This is a genomic window from Streptomyces sp. NPDC004031 (genome assembly GCF_053604375.1).
The window spans coordinates 50,023-65,133 of the sequence record NZ_JBSGHL010000014.1; the positions used below are offsets into that span (position 1 = coordinate 50,023).

At 74.2% G+C, this 15,111-nt stretch carries 14 protein-coding genes; 2 read left to right on the plus strand and 12 right to left on the minus strand.

Annotated elements, in window-relative coordinates:
* Window positions 1-272: 272 nt before the first annotated feature.
* Both ACWERV_RS11590 and ACWERV_RS11595 read right to left on the minus strand, forming a co-directional pair.
* On the minus strand, window positions 273-1,679 hold the full coding sequence (locus tag ACWERV_RS11590; protein WP_452931667.1) for a peptidase C39 family protein: 1,407 nt from the start codon (window positions 1,677-1,679) through the stop codon (window positions 273-275).
* A 187-nt stretch (window positions 1,680-1,866) separates the two neighbouring features.
* Window positions 1,867-3,000: a M24 family metallopeptidase gene (locus tag ACWERV_RS11595; protein WP_452931670.1), complete on the minus strand. Its 1,134-nt coding sequence runs from the start codon at window positions 2,998-3,000 to the stop codon at window positions 1,867-1,869.
* 115 nt (window positions 3,001-3,115) lie between these two features.
* Between ACWERV_RS11595 and ACWERV_RS11600 the strand changes: the two genes are divergently transcribed.
* Window positions 3,116-3,724, plus strand: coding sequence for a uridine kinase family protein (locus tag ACWERV_RS11600; RefSeq protein WP_452931672.1), 609 nt, complete (start codon window positions 3,116-3,118; stop codon window positions 3,722-3,724).
* Between the two features lie 792 nt (window positions 3,725-4,516).
* Entirely contained in the window at window positions 4,517-6,424 is a 1,908-nt protein-coding gene (locus ACWERV_RS11605; protein WP_398180164.1) for an AAA family ATPase, read from the plus strand.
* Between the two features lie 27 nt (window positions 6,425-6,451).
* Here ACWERV_RS11605 and ACWERV_RS11610 read toward each other — a convergent pair whose 3' ends face one another.
* The 10 genes from ACWERV_RS11610 to ribD all read right to left on the minus strand — a co-directional run bounded on the left by ACWERV_RS11610 (window position 6,452) and on the right by ribD (window position 15,076).
* Entirely contained in the window at window positions 6,452-7,501 is a 1,050-nt protein-coding gene (locus ACWERV_RS11610; protein WP_452931837.1) for a hemolysin family protein, read from the minus strand.
* 8 nt (window positions 7,502-7,509) lie between these two features.
* Complete coding sequence (locus tag ACWERV_RS11615) at window positions 7,510-8,859, minus strand: hemolysin family protein (RefSeq protein ID WP_398180166.1); 1,350 nt, start codon at window positions 8,857-8,859, stop codon at window positions 7,510-7,512.
* 217 nt (window positions 8,860-9,076) lie between these two features.
* Entirely contained in the window at window positions 9,077-9,604 is a 528-nt protein-coding gene (locus ACWERV_RS11620) for a PH domain-containing protein (protein WP_452931675.1), read from the minus strand.
* Complete coding sequence (gene hisG / locus ACWERV_RS11625) at window positions 9,601-10,449, minus strand: ATP phosphoribosyltransferase (RefSeq protein WP_398180173.1); 849 nt, start codon at window positions 10,447-10,449, stop codon at window positions 9,601-9,603. Before hisG ends, ACWERV_RS11620 begins: the two co-directional genes overlap by 4 nt.
* A gap of 113 nt (window positions 10,450-10,562) precedes the next feature.
* A complete protein-coding gene (locus ACWERV_RS11630; protein ID WP_031517613.1) occupies window positions 10,563-10,835 on the minus strand; it encodes a phosphoribosyl-ATP diphosphatase in 273 nt (90 codons plus the stop codon).
* A 34-nt stretch (window positions 10,836-10,869) separates the two neighbouring features.
* The gene (gene ribH / locus ACWERV_RS11635; RefSeq protein WP_398180176.1) at window positions 10,870-11,355 is read right to left on the minus strand and encodes a 6,7-dimethyl-8-ribityllumazine synthase; all 486 of its coding nucleotides are present in this window, start codon (window positions 11,353-11,355) and stop codon (window positions 10,870-10,872) included.
* Complete coding sequence (locus ACWERV_RS11640) at window positions 11,352-12,683, minus strand: bifunctional 3,4-dihydroxy-2-butanone-4-phosphate synthase/GTP cyclohydrolase II (RefSeq protein ID WP_398180179.1); 1,332 nt, start codon at window positions 12,681-12,683, stop codon at window positions 11,352-11,354. Before ACWERV_RS11640 ends, ribH begins: the two co-directional genes overlap by 4 nt.
* Complete coding sequence (locus tag ACWERV_RS11645) at window positions 12,680-13,354, minus strand: nicotinamide mononucleotide transporter family protein (protein WP_452931679.1); 675 nt, start codon at window positions 13,352-13,354, stop codon at window positions 12,680-12,682. The genes ACWERV_RS11640 and ACWERV_RS11645 overlap by 4 nt, the downstream gene beginning before the upstream one ends.
* Window positions 13,351-13,968 carry a riboflavin synthase gene (locus ACWERV_RS11650; RefSeq protein ID WP_452931682.1) on the minus strand — a complete coding sequence of 206 codons (618 nt, stop codon included), beginning with the start codon at window positions 13,966-13,968 and terminating at the stop codon, window positions 13,351-13,353. Before ACWERV_RS11650 ends, ACWERV_RS11645 begins: the two co-directional genes overlap by 4 nt.
* 1 nt (window position 13,969) lies before the next feature.
* Window positions 13,970-15,076, minus strand: a complete 1,107-nt coding sequence (ribD, locus tag ACWERV_RS11655) for a bifunctional diaminohydroxyphosphoribosylaminopyrimidine deaminase/5-amino-6-(5-phosphoribosylamino)uracil reductase RibD (RefSeq protein ID WP_452931685.1) — start codon at window positions 15,074-15,076, stop codon at window positions 13,970-13,972.
* Window positions 15,077-15,111 lie beyond the last annotated feature (35 nt).

Genomic DNA, 15,111 nt, shown 5'->3' on the forward strand with positions numbered 1-15,111 from the left:
GAAAATGCCGCTGCCGCGGCGTACACCCTCGCCGGGGCGAAGCGGCACGCGGGCGACCCGCGCCGGAGGTGGGGACGTGCCGCTGCCGCGGCGAAGACGGGCGTCAGGGGCGAAGCGGCACGCAGGCGACTCGCGCCGGACGTGGTGCGGCAGGGGAAGCGCCGGGGGGGCGGCACATGGGCGGCTCGCACCTGACGGCGGAGGAACGTGTCGCTGGTGTGGCAAGGGGATGCCGGGGGGCGGGCCGTGGGGTCCGTCCCCCGGGCGGGGGGTCAGATCACGCCGACGGAGGCGAGGGCGCGGCGTTGGCGGGGGGTGGGGCGGGCGGGGAAGTAGAGGTAGCAGACGCCGCCGGTGCCGCCGCTCGTGCCGCCGGTGGCGTTGATGCGCTTGGTGCGGAGCCAGATCGTTTCGAACTGCGCCCGCTTGTAGACGTTGCGGACCACCGCGTCGCTGTCGCTCGCGGGGTCGTTGGCGACCACGTCGCCCTCCGCCGTGAAGCCGACCAGGGCCATCAGGTGGCCGGACGTGCCGTAGCCGGCGCCGTCCAGCTCGGAGGCCAGGAAGGACTGGGACGTTATCACCGGGATGCCGGCGGCGATGAGCGTCTCGACGTCGTTGAGGGAGTGCAGCCGGGTGATGACGCCCTGCATGTCCCGGTAGGTGGCCGCGTAGGCCGCGTTGAAGGGCCAGTTGCCGCAGCCCTCGTACTGGTAGTCGTACGTGTAGCGGGCGCCCTGGTCGACCTGCGGGTCGGCGTACGCGGGGTCGACCCACGCCAGCTGCTCCGCGGTGGGGCCGCGGCCCCAGTACTCGATGACCATCGTCGACGACGTCGGGCTGCACCACGCCTCGCCGCCGTTGTCGTACTCCGGGTACTGGCCCTTGTGGATGTTCTGCGAGTACGCGGGCACGGGCAGTTCCACGCCCGTCGCGACCCCGGGCACCGAGGCCGGCACGGTGAAGCGGTCCGGGATGTTCGAGGCCATCGCGCCGAGCCGCCACACCGTGGGCGTCAGCTTGCTGCCGGGCTTGCGGAAGAGGGTCAGGCGCAGCCGGTACGACGCGAGCAGCGGGCCGGCCGCGGCGTCGTCGATGGAGAAGGTGTCCGTCCAGATGCTGCTCTTGCCGTCGGTCTGGTCGTCCACGGAGGTGCGCCGGATGTCCTCGGGCCCGTCGCCCGCCGTCCAGCGGCCCATGACGTACGCCGGGGTCGCGGTGCCGTCGGTGTACGTGCCGAGCAGCTCGACCTGGAGCCAGGTGCCCGCCGGGGTGTGCGCGTTCCAGGACGCGATCAGCTCGGTCGCCGGGTGCGGCACCTTGCGCACCGGCGAGGTCCACGACGCGGACTCCCAGGTCGCGGTGGTGCCGGTGTGCGGGTCGGTGTAGTCCAGCGAGCCGGTGGCCCGGCCGATCTCCAGGCCGGGCCGCGCGCCGGGCACCGGGCGGGTGCCGGAGTGCGCGCCGAACAGCCAGTCGGGGAAGGTCGTCCAGCCGTGGTAGTCGACCGGTGCGTCGTCGGGCGCGGCTGCGCCGCCGTGCCCGTGCTGCGCGGCGCCGGGCGTGCCCGCCGCGGCGGGCGCCGCGGCCGCGGGCCGCGCGACGGCGGTGGTGGCGGCCGCTGCCGCGGCGGCCAGCGCCGCGGTGATGACGGTACGGCGGGGCGCGTTACTGGTCATGGCTGAATCCCCTTCGTTTCCCTCGGCGTTGCTCGTTCCTGGGCGTGCCCGGACAGGCGTGGGCACCCCTGCGCGCCGCCGGCGGGCAGGTCGCACCACCATGGCAGCACGACCCGCCCTTCCACCAGGCTTTCCGGCCGCGTGGCGGCACCGTCATTGGTCTGTTCCAGTGGCGCCGGGCCACCGTTCAGCCGGGCAGCACGACCAGGTCGCGCCCGGTCAGATTCAGCCGCTCGCCGCCGTCCTCGGTGCACACCGCGATGTCCTCGATGCGCGCGCCGTACGTGTCGGGCAGATAGATGCCGGGCTCGATCGAGAACGCCATGCCGGGCGCGAGCGGTCGGCTGCTGCCCGCCACGATGTACGGCTCCTCGTGCGACTCCATTCCGATGCCGTGCCCGGTGCGGTGGATGAAGTGCTCGCCGTAGCCGGCGGCGGTGATGATGTCGCGGCCCACCGCGTCGAGCTGCTCGGCGGTGACGCCGGGCCGCACCGCCTCGGTCTGCGTGGTCTGCGCGCGCAGCAGCACCGCGTACAGCTCGCGGAAGCCCGCGGGGGGCTCGCCGACGGCGTAGGTGCGGGTGGAGTCCGAGCAGTAGCCGTCCGCGGTGGTGCCGCCGATGTCGACCACGACCGGGTCGCCGGTGCGGATGACCCGGTCGGACACCTCGTGGTGCGGGCTCGCACTGTTCGGGCCCGAGCCGACGATGACGAAGTCCACGGTCACGTGGCCCGCCTCGATGATGGCGTCGGCGATGTCACGGGCGACCTCGCGCTCGGTGCGGCCGGGGCGCAGCCACTCCCCCACCCGGCGGTGCACCCGGTCGATCGCCGCGCCCGCGCGGCGCAGCGCGGCCACCTCCGCCGGGCTCTTGCGCATCCGCAGCTCCGTCAGCACGTCGCCCGCCAGGCACGCCTGGGCCTCCGGCAGTGCCGCCTGGAAGGCCAGCAGCTTCTCCGCCCACATGTGGTTGTCGACCGCGAAGCGGCGGACGCCCGCGGGCAGCCGGCGGGCGATCATCGCGTAGGCGTCGTCGGTCTCGGCGAAGCCGGTGATGTCCAGGGCCAGGGCGCCGGCCGGGGAGGCCGTCGCGGCGGGGCGCTCCAGCGCGGGCACCACCAGGAACGGGTCGGCCTCGGCGGGCACCACCAGGCACGTCAGCCGCTCCAGCGGGAGCGCCTGGTAGCCGGTCAGATACCGCAGGTCCGCGCCCGGCGAGATCAGCAGCGCGTCGAGGCCGGCGTCGCCCGCAGCCTTCCTGGCGAGGGTGAGGCGCTCGGCGGGGTGGAGCGCGTCGGCATTCTGCTCGGTAACGGTCACGCCGCCCACGGTAAACGCCCCGCCCGCTCCGGACGCCGATATTTTCCGGCACGCCGCGCGCCGCCCGGACGGTGTGCGGCCGGGGCGCCCGGCGGGTCGCGTAGGGTCCTGGGACATGGACGACGAACAGGGCCTGTCGCTGCGCGAGCTGGCCGCGGAACTGGGCGTGCTGCCACCGTCCTGCGGCCCGGTCCGGCTGGTCGCCGTCGACGGCCACGCGGGCTCGGGCAAGACCACGCTGGCGGGGCGGCTCGCCGCGGAACTCGACGGGGTGCCCGTCGTGCACACCGACGACCTCGCCACGCACGAGGAGCCGTTCGACTGGGAGGAGCGGTTCGCGGCGCAGGTCGTCGGCCTCTTCGCCGCGGGGCGCGCGGCGCGGCACGAGGTCTACGACTGGACGGCCCGGCGGTTCGCGTCCACCCGCGACGTCCCGGCGGCCCCGGTCGTGCTCGTCGAGGGTGTCGGAGCCGGACGCCTCGCCCTGCGCCCGCACCTCGCGCTCACGCTGTGGCTGGAAGTCGACCGCGTGACCGCGCGGGGCCGCGGGATACGGCGGGACGGTCCCGCCCTCGAACACTTCTGGACCGGGTGGTCCGCCGCGGAGGACGCGCATTTCGCCTCCGACCCGACCCGGCCCTTCGCGGACCTGCTGGTCCATCAGACGGACGACGGCTACCGCGCGGTGCGCGGCCCCGTGCGGGGACCTGCGGAGACGGCTTGACCGCTTGGCGGCGAGCAATTACGTTTTCAACCAAGCGGTCCCGGAAGACCGCTTTCCGTAGCACGGAGCCCCCGGTTGTTCCCCCGTGACCGGGGGCTCCGTCTACCCCTCCTTTTGCGCCACCGTCGTGGCCGGTCGCCCCGTTCTCCCCCACGCGCCCCCGGGTGATTGCCACGCGGGGTGGCCAGTTCGCCTTTCCGCCGGTGGGGGCTGAGCGCGCAGTTCCCCGCGCCCCTGAAAACGGGTGCCCTCCCCCGCAGCCGCGCCCCTAAAGACGAGAACCCTCGCCCCCCACCGGCAGGCAGCCACCGAACCGGCCCGGAGGGGGACGGTGCGGGGTGCCCCCGCAGGAATGCGCTGCAAGTGGCTCACCCACACGGGAAGAGGCCGAACGCGCATTCCGAGGAGGTGCCCCGTGGCGGCCCCCGACCCAGCGACGGCGGCGCCGCGAAAAGGGGCGCGAGGAACTGCGCGAGCAACCCCCCACCCACCGCAAGGTCGCACACCGCACCGCACCACGCCCCCCGGAGCGCCACCGGCCCGCGCCCCCGCCCGGGGAGCGCGTGCCCCCCGCCGGGGTAAGCGGGAAGCCCCAGCGCAAGGCGCAGCCACCCGGGAGCAACCCCGCAGGGGCCACGCACTCTACGGCCCCGCCCGCTTCGCGGGTACGATGCGGAGGGGTCGCGGTGGTGCCCTGGGGAGTCACCACCTGCTTCAACTCCTGCGTGTCGCCTTCCGGTTGGCGGCGGGAGCCGTCGGCGAGGGGCGCGGGGCAACGAGGGTGGGGACCACATGGACTTCGGCACCGACCGCGCGGGCGGCCCTGCCGATCTCGCCTGGCTGCGCGGCATCGACGCGTACACCGTGGGCGCCTACGCCCAGGCCGAGGAGGAGTTCAGGACCGCGGTCCGGCTGGACGCGGGGATGGCCGACGCCTGGCTCGGCCTGCACGCGCTGCGCGCGGACACCGCGACGGCCCTGCTCCAGATGTACCGGCACCGCGACCGCTTCGGCGAGCAGCGCGCCGCCCACCGCCGTACGCTGAACTCCTGGTACTGGCTGGGCTGGTGGGTGCAGCCGGTGCTGGAGACCAGCCGTGATCTGCTGCTCGCGCACGCGAGCCACTGGCTGGACGGACGGCATGTCGCCGAGCTGGACCGCGCGCTCGCGGACTGCCCTCCGGTGGACACCGATCCGCAGGTGCGTTTCCTGCACGCCTGCCGGGCGTATCTGGTCAAGGACTGGGAGCATCTGGTCCGGCACACCGAGCCGCTGCTGGGCGACCAGCTGCTGGGGATCGAGGCGGGCCTGTTCGGCGGGATGGCGCGGGTGCGCCTGGAGATGTGCGGGCAGGCCGAACCGCTGCTGTCCGCGGCGCTGATGCGCTGCCGCAGCGAGCAGCCGCAGCGCAAGGAGCTGCGGTACTGGCTGGCCAGGGCGTACGAGGGCACGGGCCGTACCGCCGCGGCCGTACCGCTGTACCGGGCGGTGCACCGGGTGGATCCGGCGTTCATGGACACCGCCGCGCGGCTGGCGGCGATACACGAGACGGACGACGGCCTCGACGAGAGCGCGGGCCTGGCCACCGCGGTGTCGCTGGCGGGCGGGCAGGCGGTGCCGGAGGGCGGTACGGACCTGGAGGCCGGGCTGTACGCGGATCCGGGCGAGGGCCGGCCGCCCGCCGTGCCGGAGCCCGTCGAGGTGGACGATGTGCTGCTGGTCCCGCCGGGCCCGCTGGAGGAGGACCCGCGCGACCGCGGCGCCGCCCCGCTGGCGGGCGCCCCGCAGATCCCGCTGCCGCTCGGCGGCTCGGATCCGGCGCTGCTGGCGCAGGCGCTCGCGGAGCTGGACCGGATGGTGGGCCTGGAGCCGGTGAAGCGCCAGGTGCGGGCGCTGTCGGCGCAGTTGCGGATGGCCCGGCTGCGGGCCGGGCAGGGGCTGCCGGTGCAGCCGCCGAAACGCCACTTCGTCTTCTCCGGCCCCTCGGGCACGGGCAAGACCACGGTGGCCCGGATACTGGGCCGGGTGTTCTACGCGTTGGGCCTGCTCGGCGGCGACCACCTGGTGGAGGCGCAGCGGTCCGATCTGGTCGGGGAGTTCCTGGGCCAGACCGCGGTCAAGGCCAATGAGCTGATCGACTCGGCGCTGGGCGGCGTGCTGTTCGTGGACGAGGCGTACGCGCTGTCCAACTCCGGTTACAGCAAGGGTGACGCGTACGGCGACGAGGCCCTCCAGGTGCTGCTGAAGCGGGCCGAGGACAACCGGGACCGGCTGGTGGTGATCCTGGCGGGCTACCCCGAGGGCATGGACCGGCTGCTCGCCGCCAACCCGGGCCTTGGCTCGCGCTTCACCACCCGGGTGGACTTCCCGAGCTACCGTCCGAACGAGCTGACCCGGATCGGCGAGGTGCTGGCCGCGGAGAACGGCGACCACTGGGACGACGAGGCGATCGACGAGCTGCGCGCGATCAGCGGCCATGTGGTGGAGCAGGGCTGGATCGACGAGCTGGGCAACGGCCGGCTGCTGCGCACCCTGTACGAGAAGAGCTGCGCGTACCGCGACCTGCGGCTGTCGGAGTACCCGGCGACGCCGACCCGGGACGAGCTGGCGACGCTGCGGCTGCCGGACCTGATGCAGGCGTACGGCGAGGTGCTCTCGGGCCGCGGCCCGGGAGTGCCGCCGCCGGACCCCGCGGAGTAGCGGGGTCCGGCGGCGGGGTGTCCGGGGTCAGCGGACGAGTTCGCCCGGCATCGTGCGGTGCGCCGGGTGCGAGGGGTCCCGCACCTCGCCCACCAGCATCTCCAGGACGTCCTCCAGCGCGACCAGGCCGAGCACCCGGCCGCCCGGCTCGGCGACGGCCGCGAGGTGCGAGGCGGCCCGGCGCATCGAGGTGAGCGCGTCGTCCAGCGGCAGGTCGGCCCGCAGCGTGGTGATGGGCCGCCACAGCCGGCGCGGCACCGGGCGGTCCTGGTCCTCCAGGTCCAGGACGTCCTTGACGTGCAGGTAGCCGAGGTAGCCCGTGCCGGACTCGGCGGCGACCGGGAAGCGCGAGTAGCCGGTCCGTACGGTCAGCTCCTCGACCTCCTTCGCCGTCGCCGTGGGGGCCAGGGTGATCAGCTCGTCGGGCGTGAGCAGTACCTCGGTGACCGGGCGGCTGCCCAGTTCCAGGGCGTCCTCCAGACGTTCCTGCTCGTCGGAGTCCAGCAGTCCGGCCCGCCGGGCGTCCTCGACCAGCACCGTCAGTTCGGCGCTGGTGAAGACGGACTCGACCTCGTCCTTGGGCTCGACGTGGAAGGCGCGCAGGATGAGCCGCGCACCGGCGCCGAGCACCACGATGACGGGCTGGAAGACCCGGGCGAAGCCGACGAGTCCGGGGCTGAGCCACAGCGCGGTCTTCTCCGGGTCGGCCATGGCCAGGTTCTTCGGGACCAGCTCGCCGATGACCAGGTGCAGGAAGACCACGAGGGCCAGCGCGAGCACGTAGCCGATCGGGTGGACCAGGTCCTCCGGCACGCGGACGGCGGAGAAGACCGGTTCCAGCAGGTGGGCGACGGTCGGCTCGGCGACCGCGCCGAGGGTCAGCGAGCAGACGGTGACGCCGAACTGGGCGGCGGCCATCATCTGCGGCAGGTTCTCCAGCCCGTACAGCACCCGCCGGGCGCCGCGGTGGGTCGCGGCGAGCGGTTCGATCTGGCTGCGGCGGACCGAGACCAGGGCGAATTCGGCGCCGACGAAGAAGCCGTTGGCGAGGACCAGCAGCAGTGCGAGGACGAGCATCAGCGCGTTCACCGGGCCTCACCCCCCGCCTCGTCCGCGGTGGCGTCCGGCGCGGGGGCGGTGCGCAGGATGCGGACCCGCTCGGCGCGGTGGTGCCCGACCTCGGCGACGCGCAGCCGCCAGCCGGGCAGGTCCGCGGTGTCGCCCACCGCGGGGATCCGTCCGAGCAGGTCGGCGACCAGCCCGGCGACGGTCTCGTAGGGGCCCTCGGGCGCTTCCAGGCCGATCCTGGCGAGCGTGTCGACGCGGCAGCCGCCGTCGGCGTCCCACGCGGGGCGGCCGTCCTCCGGCGGAGCCTGCGCCAGTTCGGGCAGGTCGACGGCGTCGTGCTCGTCGCGGACCTCGCCGACGAGTTCCTCGACGATGTCCTCCAGGGTGACGACCCCGGCGGTGCCGCCGTACTCGTCGACGACCACGGCGATGGGCTGCTGGCTGCGCAGCAGTTCCAGCAGCGGCTGCGCGGCGAGCGTCTCGGGCACCAGCAGCGGGACGACCGCGATGCGGCTGACGGCGGTGCGGTCGCGCAGCTCGGCGGGCACCGCGAGGGCGTCCTTGAGGTGCACCATGCCGACGATGTCGTCGAGCCGGTCGCGGTAGACGGGGAAGCGGGACAGGCCGGTGGCGCGGGTGAGGTTGAGCACGTCCGCGGCGGTCGCGGTGTCCTCCAGGGCGCTCACCCGCACGCGCGGGGTCATCACGTGCTCCGCGATGAGGTCGCCGAGGGACAGGGTGCGGACGAACAGGTCGGCGGTGTCCTGTTCGAGCGCGCCGGCCCGCGCGGAGTGCCGGGCCAGCGAGACCAGCTCGGTGGGGGTGCGGGCGGAGGCCAGCTCGTCGGCGGGCTCCACGCCGAGCATCCGCACCAGGCGGTTGGCGGCGCCGTTGAGCAGCTCGATGACCGGCCGGAAGGCGCGGGAGAAGGCCCGCTGCGGCCCGGCGACCATCCGGGCGACGGCGAGCGGCCGGGAGACCGCCCAGTTCTTGGGGACCAGCTCGCCGATCACCATCTGCACCGCGGCGGCGGCCAGCATGCCGGCGACGACGGCGATGCCGGCAGCGGCGCCGTGCGGGATGCCGGCGGCCCGGATGGGGCCGGTGAGCAGGTCGGCGAGGGCGGGTTCGGCGAGCATGCCGACGACCAGCGAGGTGATGGTGATGCCGAGCTGGGTGCCGGACAGCTGGAAGGACAGTTTGCGCAGGGCGGCGACGACGCCGGCCGCGCGCCGGTCGCCCTCGGCCGCGGCGCGTTCGGCGGCCGGGCGCTCCACGGTCACCAGGCCGAATTCGGCGGCGACGAAGAAGCCGTTGGCGATGATCAGGACGAAGGCCGCTGCGAGCAGCAGCAGGGACGTGCTCATGAGGCCGCCGCTCCGGGTTTTCGTGCGGGAGGGGCGGCGCTGGTACTACCGGACGGTGCGTCCATCGGGGTGTGGGTGTCACTCCTCGGTAGGGCGGGCAGGTCGGCGGGCCGCGCGTGACGCACGGCCCAGGTCAAGAGTAGTCAACGGTCCGCCGACCGCGAAGGACGGCGGACGGCGCCTTCACGACGGCTTCACCGCAGGCCGGACGCCCGCTTCACCGTGCGTCACGCCTGTCGACAGGTGCCTCACCGAGCGCGGTGACCAGTTCGCGCAGCAGCCGGGCGTCGACGAGGGCCTGCCGGCGGGCGATACCGGGCTGGATGCCCATGACGGCCAGCGTGGTGCCGTCGGCGAGGTCCAGGTGCACCCAGGCGTCGCCCGGACGCAGCCGTACGCCGAGGATCTCCGCCCAGGCCAGGCGGCGGCTGACGATCACGTTGACGACGGTGAGCCCGGCCCGGTCGGCGACCGCCTTGGGGCGGCTGAGCAGCATGAGGACGCCCAGTGCGAGGACCCCGACGACGGCGATGCTGACCCGGTCGCCGGTGGTCCACGGCGAGGCGCCCTCGGACGGCATGAGCACCGCGAGGGTGCTCAGCGTGGCGAGCAGCAGCACGCCGACCGTGAGCAGGACCACACGGGTGAGCAGCGGCCGGAAGGTGAGCGGGAGCCGCTCGACGGCGGCGGCGGCGGGGGCGGGCGGCCGTCCGTGGCCCGCGCCGCCGCCGTCGGGGGCGGTCACAGCCGGGCGGCGTGGATGCCGGTGGTCAGGATCGCGCGGGCGCCGAGGTCGTACAGCTCGTCCATGATCCGCTGGGCGTCGGTGGTGGGGACCATCGCCCGCACCGCGACCCAGCCCTCGTGGTGCAGCGGGGAGACGGTCGGCGACTCCAGGCCCGGGGTGAGGGCCACGGCCTGGTCGACGTGCTCGGCGCGGATGTCGTAGTCCATCATCACGTAGCGCCGGGCGACCAGGACGCCCTGGAGCCGGCGCAGGAACTTCTGCACCTTGGGGTCGCCGGCGGGCGCGCCGACCGGGCGGACGACGACCGCCTCGGAGGCCATGATCGGCTCGCCGAAGGTCTCCAGGCCCGCGTTGCGCAGCGAGGTGCCGGTCTCCACGACGTCCGCGATGACCTGGGCGACGCCGAGCTGGATCGCGGTCTCCACGGCGCCGTCGAGGTGGACGACGGTGGCGGCGACGCCGTTGTCGGCGAGGTGCTTCTCGACGACGCCCTCGTAGGAGGTGGCGACGGTCATGCCGCCGAGGTCGGCGACGCCGGCCGCGGTGCCGGGGCGGGCGGCGTAGCGGAAGGTGGAGCGGGCGAAGCCGAGCTGGAGGATCTCCTCGGCGCTGGCGCCGGAGTCCAGCAGCAGGTCGCGGCCGGTGATGCCGATGTCGAGGCGGCCGGAGGCGACGTAGATGGCGATGTCGCGCGGGCGCAGGTAGAAGAACTCCACGTCGTTGGCGCTGTCGAACAGCACCAGCTCCTTGGACTCCTTGCGCTGCCGGTAGCCGGCCTCATGGAGCATGGCCGCCGCGGGTCCGGACAGCGAGCCCTTGTTGGGGACGGCGATGCGCAGCATGGGGTGGGGTTCCTTCGCTCGGAGCGGTGTCAGGGCGGGGTGGGACAAGGGGTACGTGCGGGTACGCGGGCGTGCGCGTGCGGCCCGCGCGCGGGTGGCGCGGGCCGCACGGCTCACAGATGCGCGTACACGTCGTCCAGCGAGATGCCGCGGGCGACCATCATCACCTGGACGTGGTACAGCAGTTGGGAGATCTCCTCGGCGGTGGCGGCAGCGCCCTCGTACTCCGCTGCCATCCACACCTCGGCGGCCTCCTCGACCACCTTCTTGCCGATCGCGTGCACGCCCTTGCCGACCAGCTCGGCGGTCCGGGACGTGCTGGGGTCGGCCGTGGCGGCCTTGTGCTGCAGCTCGGTGAAGAGCTGCTCGAATGTCTTGTTGGCCATGGTGGTCCCTAGCGTACGGGGAAGCGCGGACCGGTCAGCGCCACGGCTCGGATAGTGAACGGATCACGGTCGCGGTGGCCACCGCGGCGGTGACCGCTTCATGGCCCTTGTCCTCGTTCGACCCGGGAAGTCCGGCGCGGTCCAGCGCCTGCTCCTCGGTGTCGCAGGTCAGCACGCCGAAGCCGACCGGTACGCCGGTGTCCACGGTGACCTGGGTGAGCCCGGCGGTGACGCCCTGCGAGACGTACTCGAAGTGCGGGGTGCCGCCGCGGATGATGACCCCGAGGGCGACGACCGCGTCGTAGCCGCGGGCGGCCGTCGCCTTGGCGACGACGGGCAGTTCGAAGCTGCCCGGCACGCGCAGCAGCGTCGGCTCCTCGATGCCGAGGTCGTGCAGGGCGCGCATCGCCCCGTCCACGAGGCCGTCCATGACCTGCTGGTGCCACTGGGCCGCGATCACCGCCACCCTCAGGTCGCCGCAGTTCTTGACGGTCAGCTCGGGGGCGCCCTTGCCGCTCACTTGTCTCCTCGGTGCTCAGTGCCGTTGCCGGCCTCGACGGTGCGGGGGCGGGCCACGGTGTCCAGCCAGGGCAGGTCGTGCCCCATCCGGTCGCGCTTGGTCCGCAGGTACCGCAGATTGTGCTCCCCGGCCCCGACCGGCATCGGCTCGCGTCCCAGGACGTCGAGGCCGTGCCGGACCAGCGCGCCGGTCTTGGCGGGGTTGTTGGTGATCAGCCGCAGCGAGCGCACCCCGAGGTCGGCCAGCACCTGGGCGGCGGCGCCGTAGTCGCGCGCGTCGGCGGGCAGGCCGAGTTCGAGGTTGGCGTCCAGGGTGTCGCGGCCGCGCTCCTGCAGCTCGTACGCGCGCAGCTTGGACAGCAGGCCGATGCCGCGGCCCTCGTGCCCGCGCAGGTACAGCACCACGCCGCGGCCCTCCTCGGCGATCCGGCGCAGTGCCGCCTGGAGCTGCGGGCCGCAGTCGCAGCGCTGCGAGCCGAAGACGTCGCCGGTCAGGCACTCGGAGTGGACGCGCACCAGCACGTCGGTGCCGTCGTCGCCCTCGCCGATGTCCCCGGCGACCAGCGCGATGTGCTCGACACCGTCGGCGGTGCTGCGGTAGCCGTACGCGCGGAAGTCGCCGTACGCGGTGGGCAGCGTCGTGGACGCCTCGCGGCGCACGGTCGGCTCGGCGGAGCGGCGGTAGGCGATCAGGTCCTCGATGGAGATGATGGCCAGGCCGTGCTTGCGGGCGAAGGGCACCAGGTCGGGCAGCCGGGCCATGGTGCCGTCCTCGCGGGCGATCTCCACGATCGCCGCGGCCGGGCGCAGTCCGGCGAGCCGGGCGAGGTCCACTCCGGCCTCGGTGTGGCCGGGGCGGGTGAGCACGCCGCCGCTGCGGGCGCGCAGCGGGAAGACGTGGCCGGGGCGGACGAAGTCGCCGGGCACGCTGGTGGACTCGGCCAGCAGCCGGATGGTGGTGGCGCGGTCGGCGGCCGAGATGCCGGTGGTCACGCCGTGCTCGGGCCCGGCGTCGACGGAGACGGTGAAGGCGGTCCGCATGGACTCGGTGTTGGAGTCCACCATCTGCGGCAGCTCCAGCCGGTCCAGGTCGGGCGCCTCCAGCGGGACGCAGATCAGCCCGCGGCACTCGGTCATCATGAAGGCCACGATCTCCGGGGTGATCTTCTCCGCGGCGACGATCAGATCGCCCTCGTTCTCCCGGTTCTCGTCGTCGACGACGACGATCGGCCGGCCCGCGGCGATGTCGGCGATGGCCCGCTCCACCGGGTCCAGGCGCAGGTCCTCGTCGTCGTACCAGTCGTCCTGCAGTGCGGTCACGGCGCTCATGCCGTCACTCCTTCCGCGACGGTGCTGCTCGGGCGGACCCGGGCCCCGGCGTCGGGCCGGCGGGTCTGCTGCCACCAGGCGTACATCCCGGCGATGACCAGGACGAAGTAGACGATGTAGACCAGCCCCGAGAAGGGCAGGCCGCTGTGGAAGTTGAGCGGCACGCCGACCACGTCGACGGCCAGCCACGCGAACCAGAACTCGACCCAGCCGCGCGCCTGGGCGTACATCGCGGCGAGCGTGCCGGTGAAGATGTACGCGTCCGGCCACGGGTTCCACGACAGCGACGGGTAGGCCAGGAAGAGCCCGGCGACCGCGGCGGTACCGGCTCCCGTGGCGACGACCAGCACGGCGCGCTCCCGCCAGGTCGCGAAGCGGATCGCGACCCGCCCGGCGTCGTCGGTACGGCCGCCGCGCCAGCGGTACCAGCCCCACACCGCGACGGTGATGACGACGAACTGCTTGCCGACCCCGCCGCCCAGGTGCGCCGACCAGAACGCGGCGACCAGCACCACACCGGACAGCAGCTGGACGGGCCAGGTCAGCATCGCCCGCCGCCAGCCGAGCGCGAGCGCGGCCAGGCCCAGCAGGTTGCCGATCATGTCGGACCACATGACGTGCTGGTCGAAGGCGGTGAACGCCTCGGCGTCGAGCCAGTGCAGCGCGCTCATCGCACATCTCCGGCGGCCCCGGAGCCGGTCGCGCCGAGCATGCGCTCGACGTACTTGGCGATGACGTCGACCTCCAGGTTGACCGGGTCGCCGGGCTGCTTCACACCGAGCGTCGTCAGCTCCAGGGTGGTCGGGATGAGGCTGACGGTGAAGTGGTCGGCGGCGGCGTCCACGACGGTCAGGCTGATGCCGTCCACGGTGATCGAGCCCTTCTCGACGACGTAGCGGGCCAGGTCGGCGGGCAGCGAGATCTTCACGATCTCCCAGTGCTCGCCCGGGGTGCGCTCCAGCACCGTGCCCGTGCCGTCCACGTGCCCCTGCACCAGGTGTCCGCCAAGGCGGCCGCCGAGCGCCATCGGGCGCTCCAGGTTGACGCGGGAGCCGGGGCGCAGGGCGCCGAGGCTGGAGCGCTTGAGCGTCTCGTCCATGACGTCGGCGGTGAAGCTGCCGTCGCCGAGGTCCACGACGGTCAGGCACACCCCGTTGACGGCGATCGAGTCGCCGTGCTTCGCCCCCTCGGTGACGACGGGTCCGCGGACGGTGAAGCGGGCGGCGTCGGACTGCTCCTCGACCGCGGTGATCTCACCCAGTTCTTCGACGATTCCGGTGAACACGTCACTTCTCCTGTGCAGCAGTGGGGACGGCGGTGATACGCAGGTCGGGCCCGAGGCGGGCGACGTCGGTCACGTCGAGCCGCAACGCCTGCGCGAGGGTGCTGATTCCTGCCGGGCCGAGAGCGCCCGGCCCCGCGCCCAGCAGGGCGGGCGCGAGATAGCCGACGACGGTGTCCACGGCCCCGGCGGCCACGAAGGCCCCGGCGAGCGTCGGCCCGCCCTCCAGCAGGACGGAGCGGACGCCGCGGGCGTGCAGTTCGGCGAGCAGCGCGGTGACGTCCAGCCCGCGGGTGGGGCCGGGCCCGTACGGCAGGCGGACGGTCTCGGGCCCGTCGAGGGCGTCGAGGTGGGCGGTGTCGGCGTCCTTGGCGACGGCGACGAGCGTGGGCGCCGCGTCGTCCAGGACCCGCGCGCCGGGACGGATGCGCGCCCGGGTGTCGACGACGACCCGCAGCGGCTGCACCGCGCCCTCGACACCGCGCACCGCGAGGTGCGGGTCGTCGGCGAGCAGGGTGCCGGAGCCGACGACGACCGCGTCGGCCCGCGCGCGCAGCCGGTGCACGTCGGCGCGGGACTCCGCGGAGGTGATCCACCGGCTGCTGCCGTCCGCGGCGGCGATCCGGCCGTCCAGCGTGGCCGCGTACTTCCACAGCACGTACGGGCGGCCGCGGCGCACCGAGGTGAGCCACGCGGTGTTGACGGCCTCGGCCTCGGCGGCGAGCAGCCCGCCCTCGACGTCGATTCCCGCGGCCCGCAGGGTCGCGGCGCCGCCGGACGCGGCGGGACTGGGGTCGGCCACGGCGTAGACGACACGGGCGACCCCGGCCTCGACGAGCGCCACGGCGCAGGGGCCGGTCCGGCCGGTGTGGTTGCAGGGTTCGAGGGTGACGACGGCGGTGCCGCCGCGGGCCGCGGGCCCGGCCGCCTCCAGCGCGTGGATCTCGGCGTGCGGGCCGCCCGCCCTGCGGTGCCAGCCCTCGCCGACGGGCCTGCCGGCGGCGTCGAGGATCACACAGCCGACGACGGGGTTGGGGGCGGTCGCGCCGAGGGCGCGTGCGGAGAGCGCGACGGCTCGGCGCATCGCGTCGGTTTCCGTGGTGGTGGCCACCGGGTCCTCCTGCCGCATCGGGCACGGAACTCCGG

Excerpts from the sequence above, each read along its gene's own strand:
- ACWERV_RS11590 (WP_452931667.1), bottom strand. The coding sequence starts at position 1,679 with ATGACCAGTAACGCGCCCCGCCGTACCGTCATCACCGCGGCGCTGGCC.
- ACWERV_RS11600 (WP_452931672.1), top strand. The coding sequence starts at position 3,116 with ATGGACGACGAACAGGGCCTGTCGCTGCGCGAGCTGGCCGCGGAACTG.
- ACWERV_RS11605 (WP_398180164.1), top strand. The coding sequence starts at position 4,517 with ATGGACTTCGGCACCGACCGCGCGGGCGGCCCTGCCGATCTCGCCTGG.
- ACWERV_RS11610 (WP_452931837.1), bottom strand. The coding sequence starts at position 7,501 with ATGCTCGTCCTCGCACTGCTGCTGGTCCTCGCCAACGGCTTCTTCGTC.
- ACWERV_RS11615 (WP_398180166.1), bottom strand. The coding sequence starts at position 8,859 with ATGAGCACGTCCCTGCTGCTGCTCGCAGCGGCCTTCGTCCTGATCATC.
- hisG (WP_398180173.1), bottom strand. The coding sequence starts at position 10,449 with ATGCTGCGCATCGCCGTCCCCAACAAGGGCTCGCTGTCCGGACCCGCG.
- ACWERV_RS11630 (WP_031517613.1), bottom strand. The coding sequence starts at position 10,835 with ATGGCCAACAAGACATTCGAGCAGCTCTTCACCGAGCTGCAGCACAAG.
- ACWERV_RS11640 (WP_398180179.1), bottom strand. The coding sequence starts at position 12,683 with ATGAGCGCCGTGACCGCACTGCAGGACGACTGGTACGACGACGAGGAC.
- ACWERV_RS11645 (WP_452931679.1), bottom strand. The coding sequence starts at position 13,354 with ATGAGCGCGCTGCACTGGCTCGACGCCGAGGCGTTCACCGCCTTCGAC.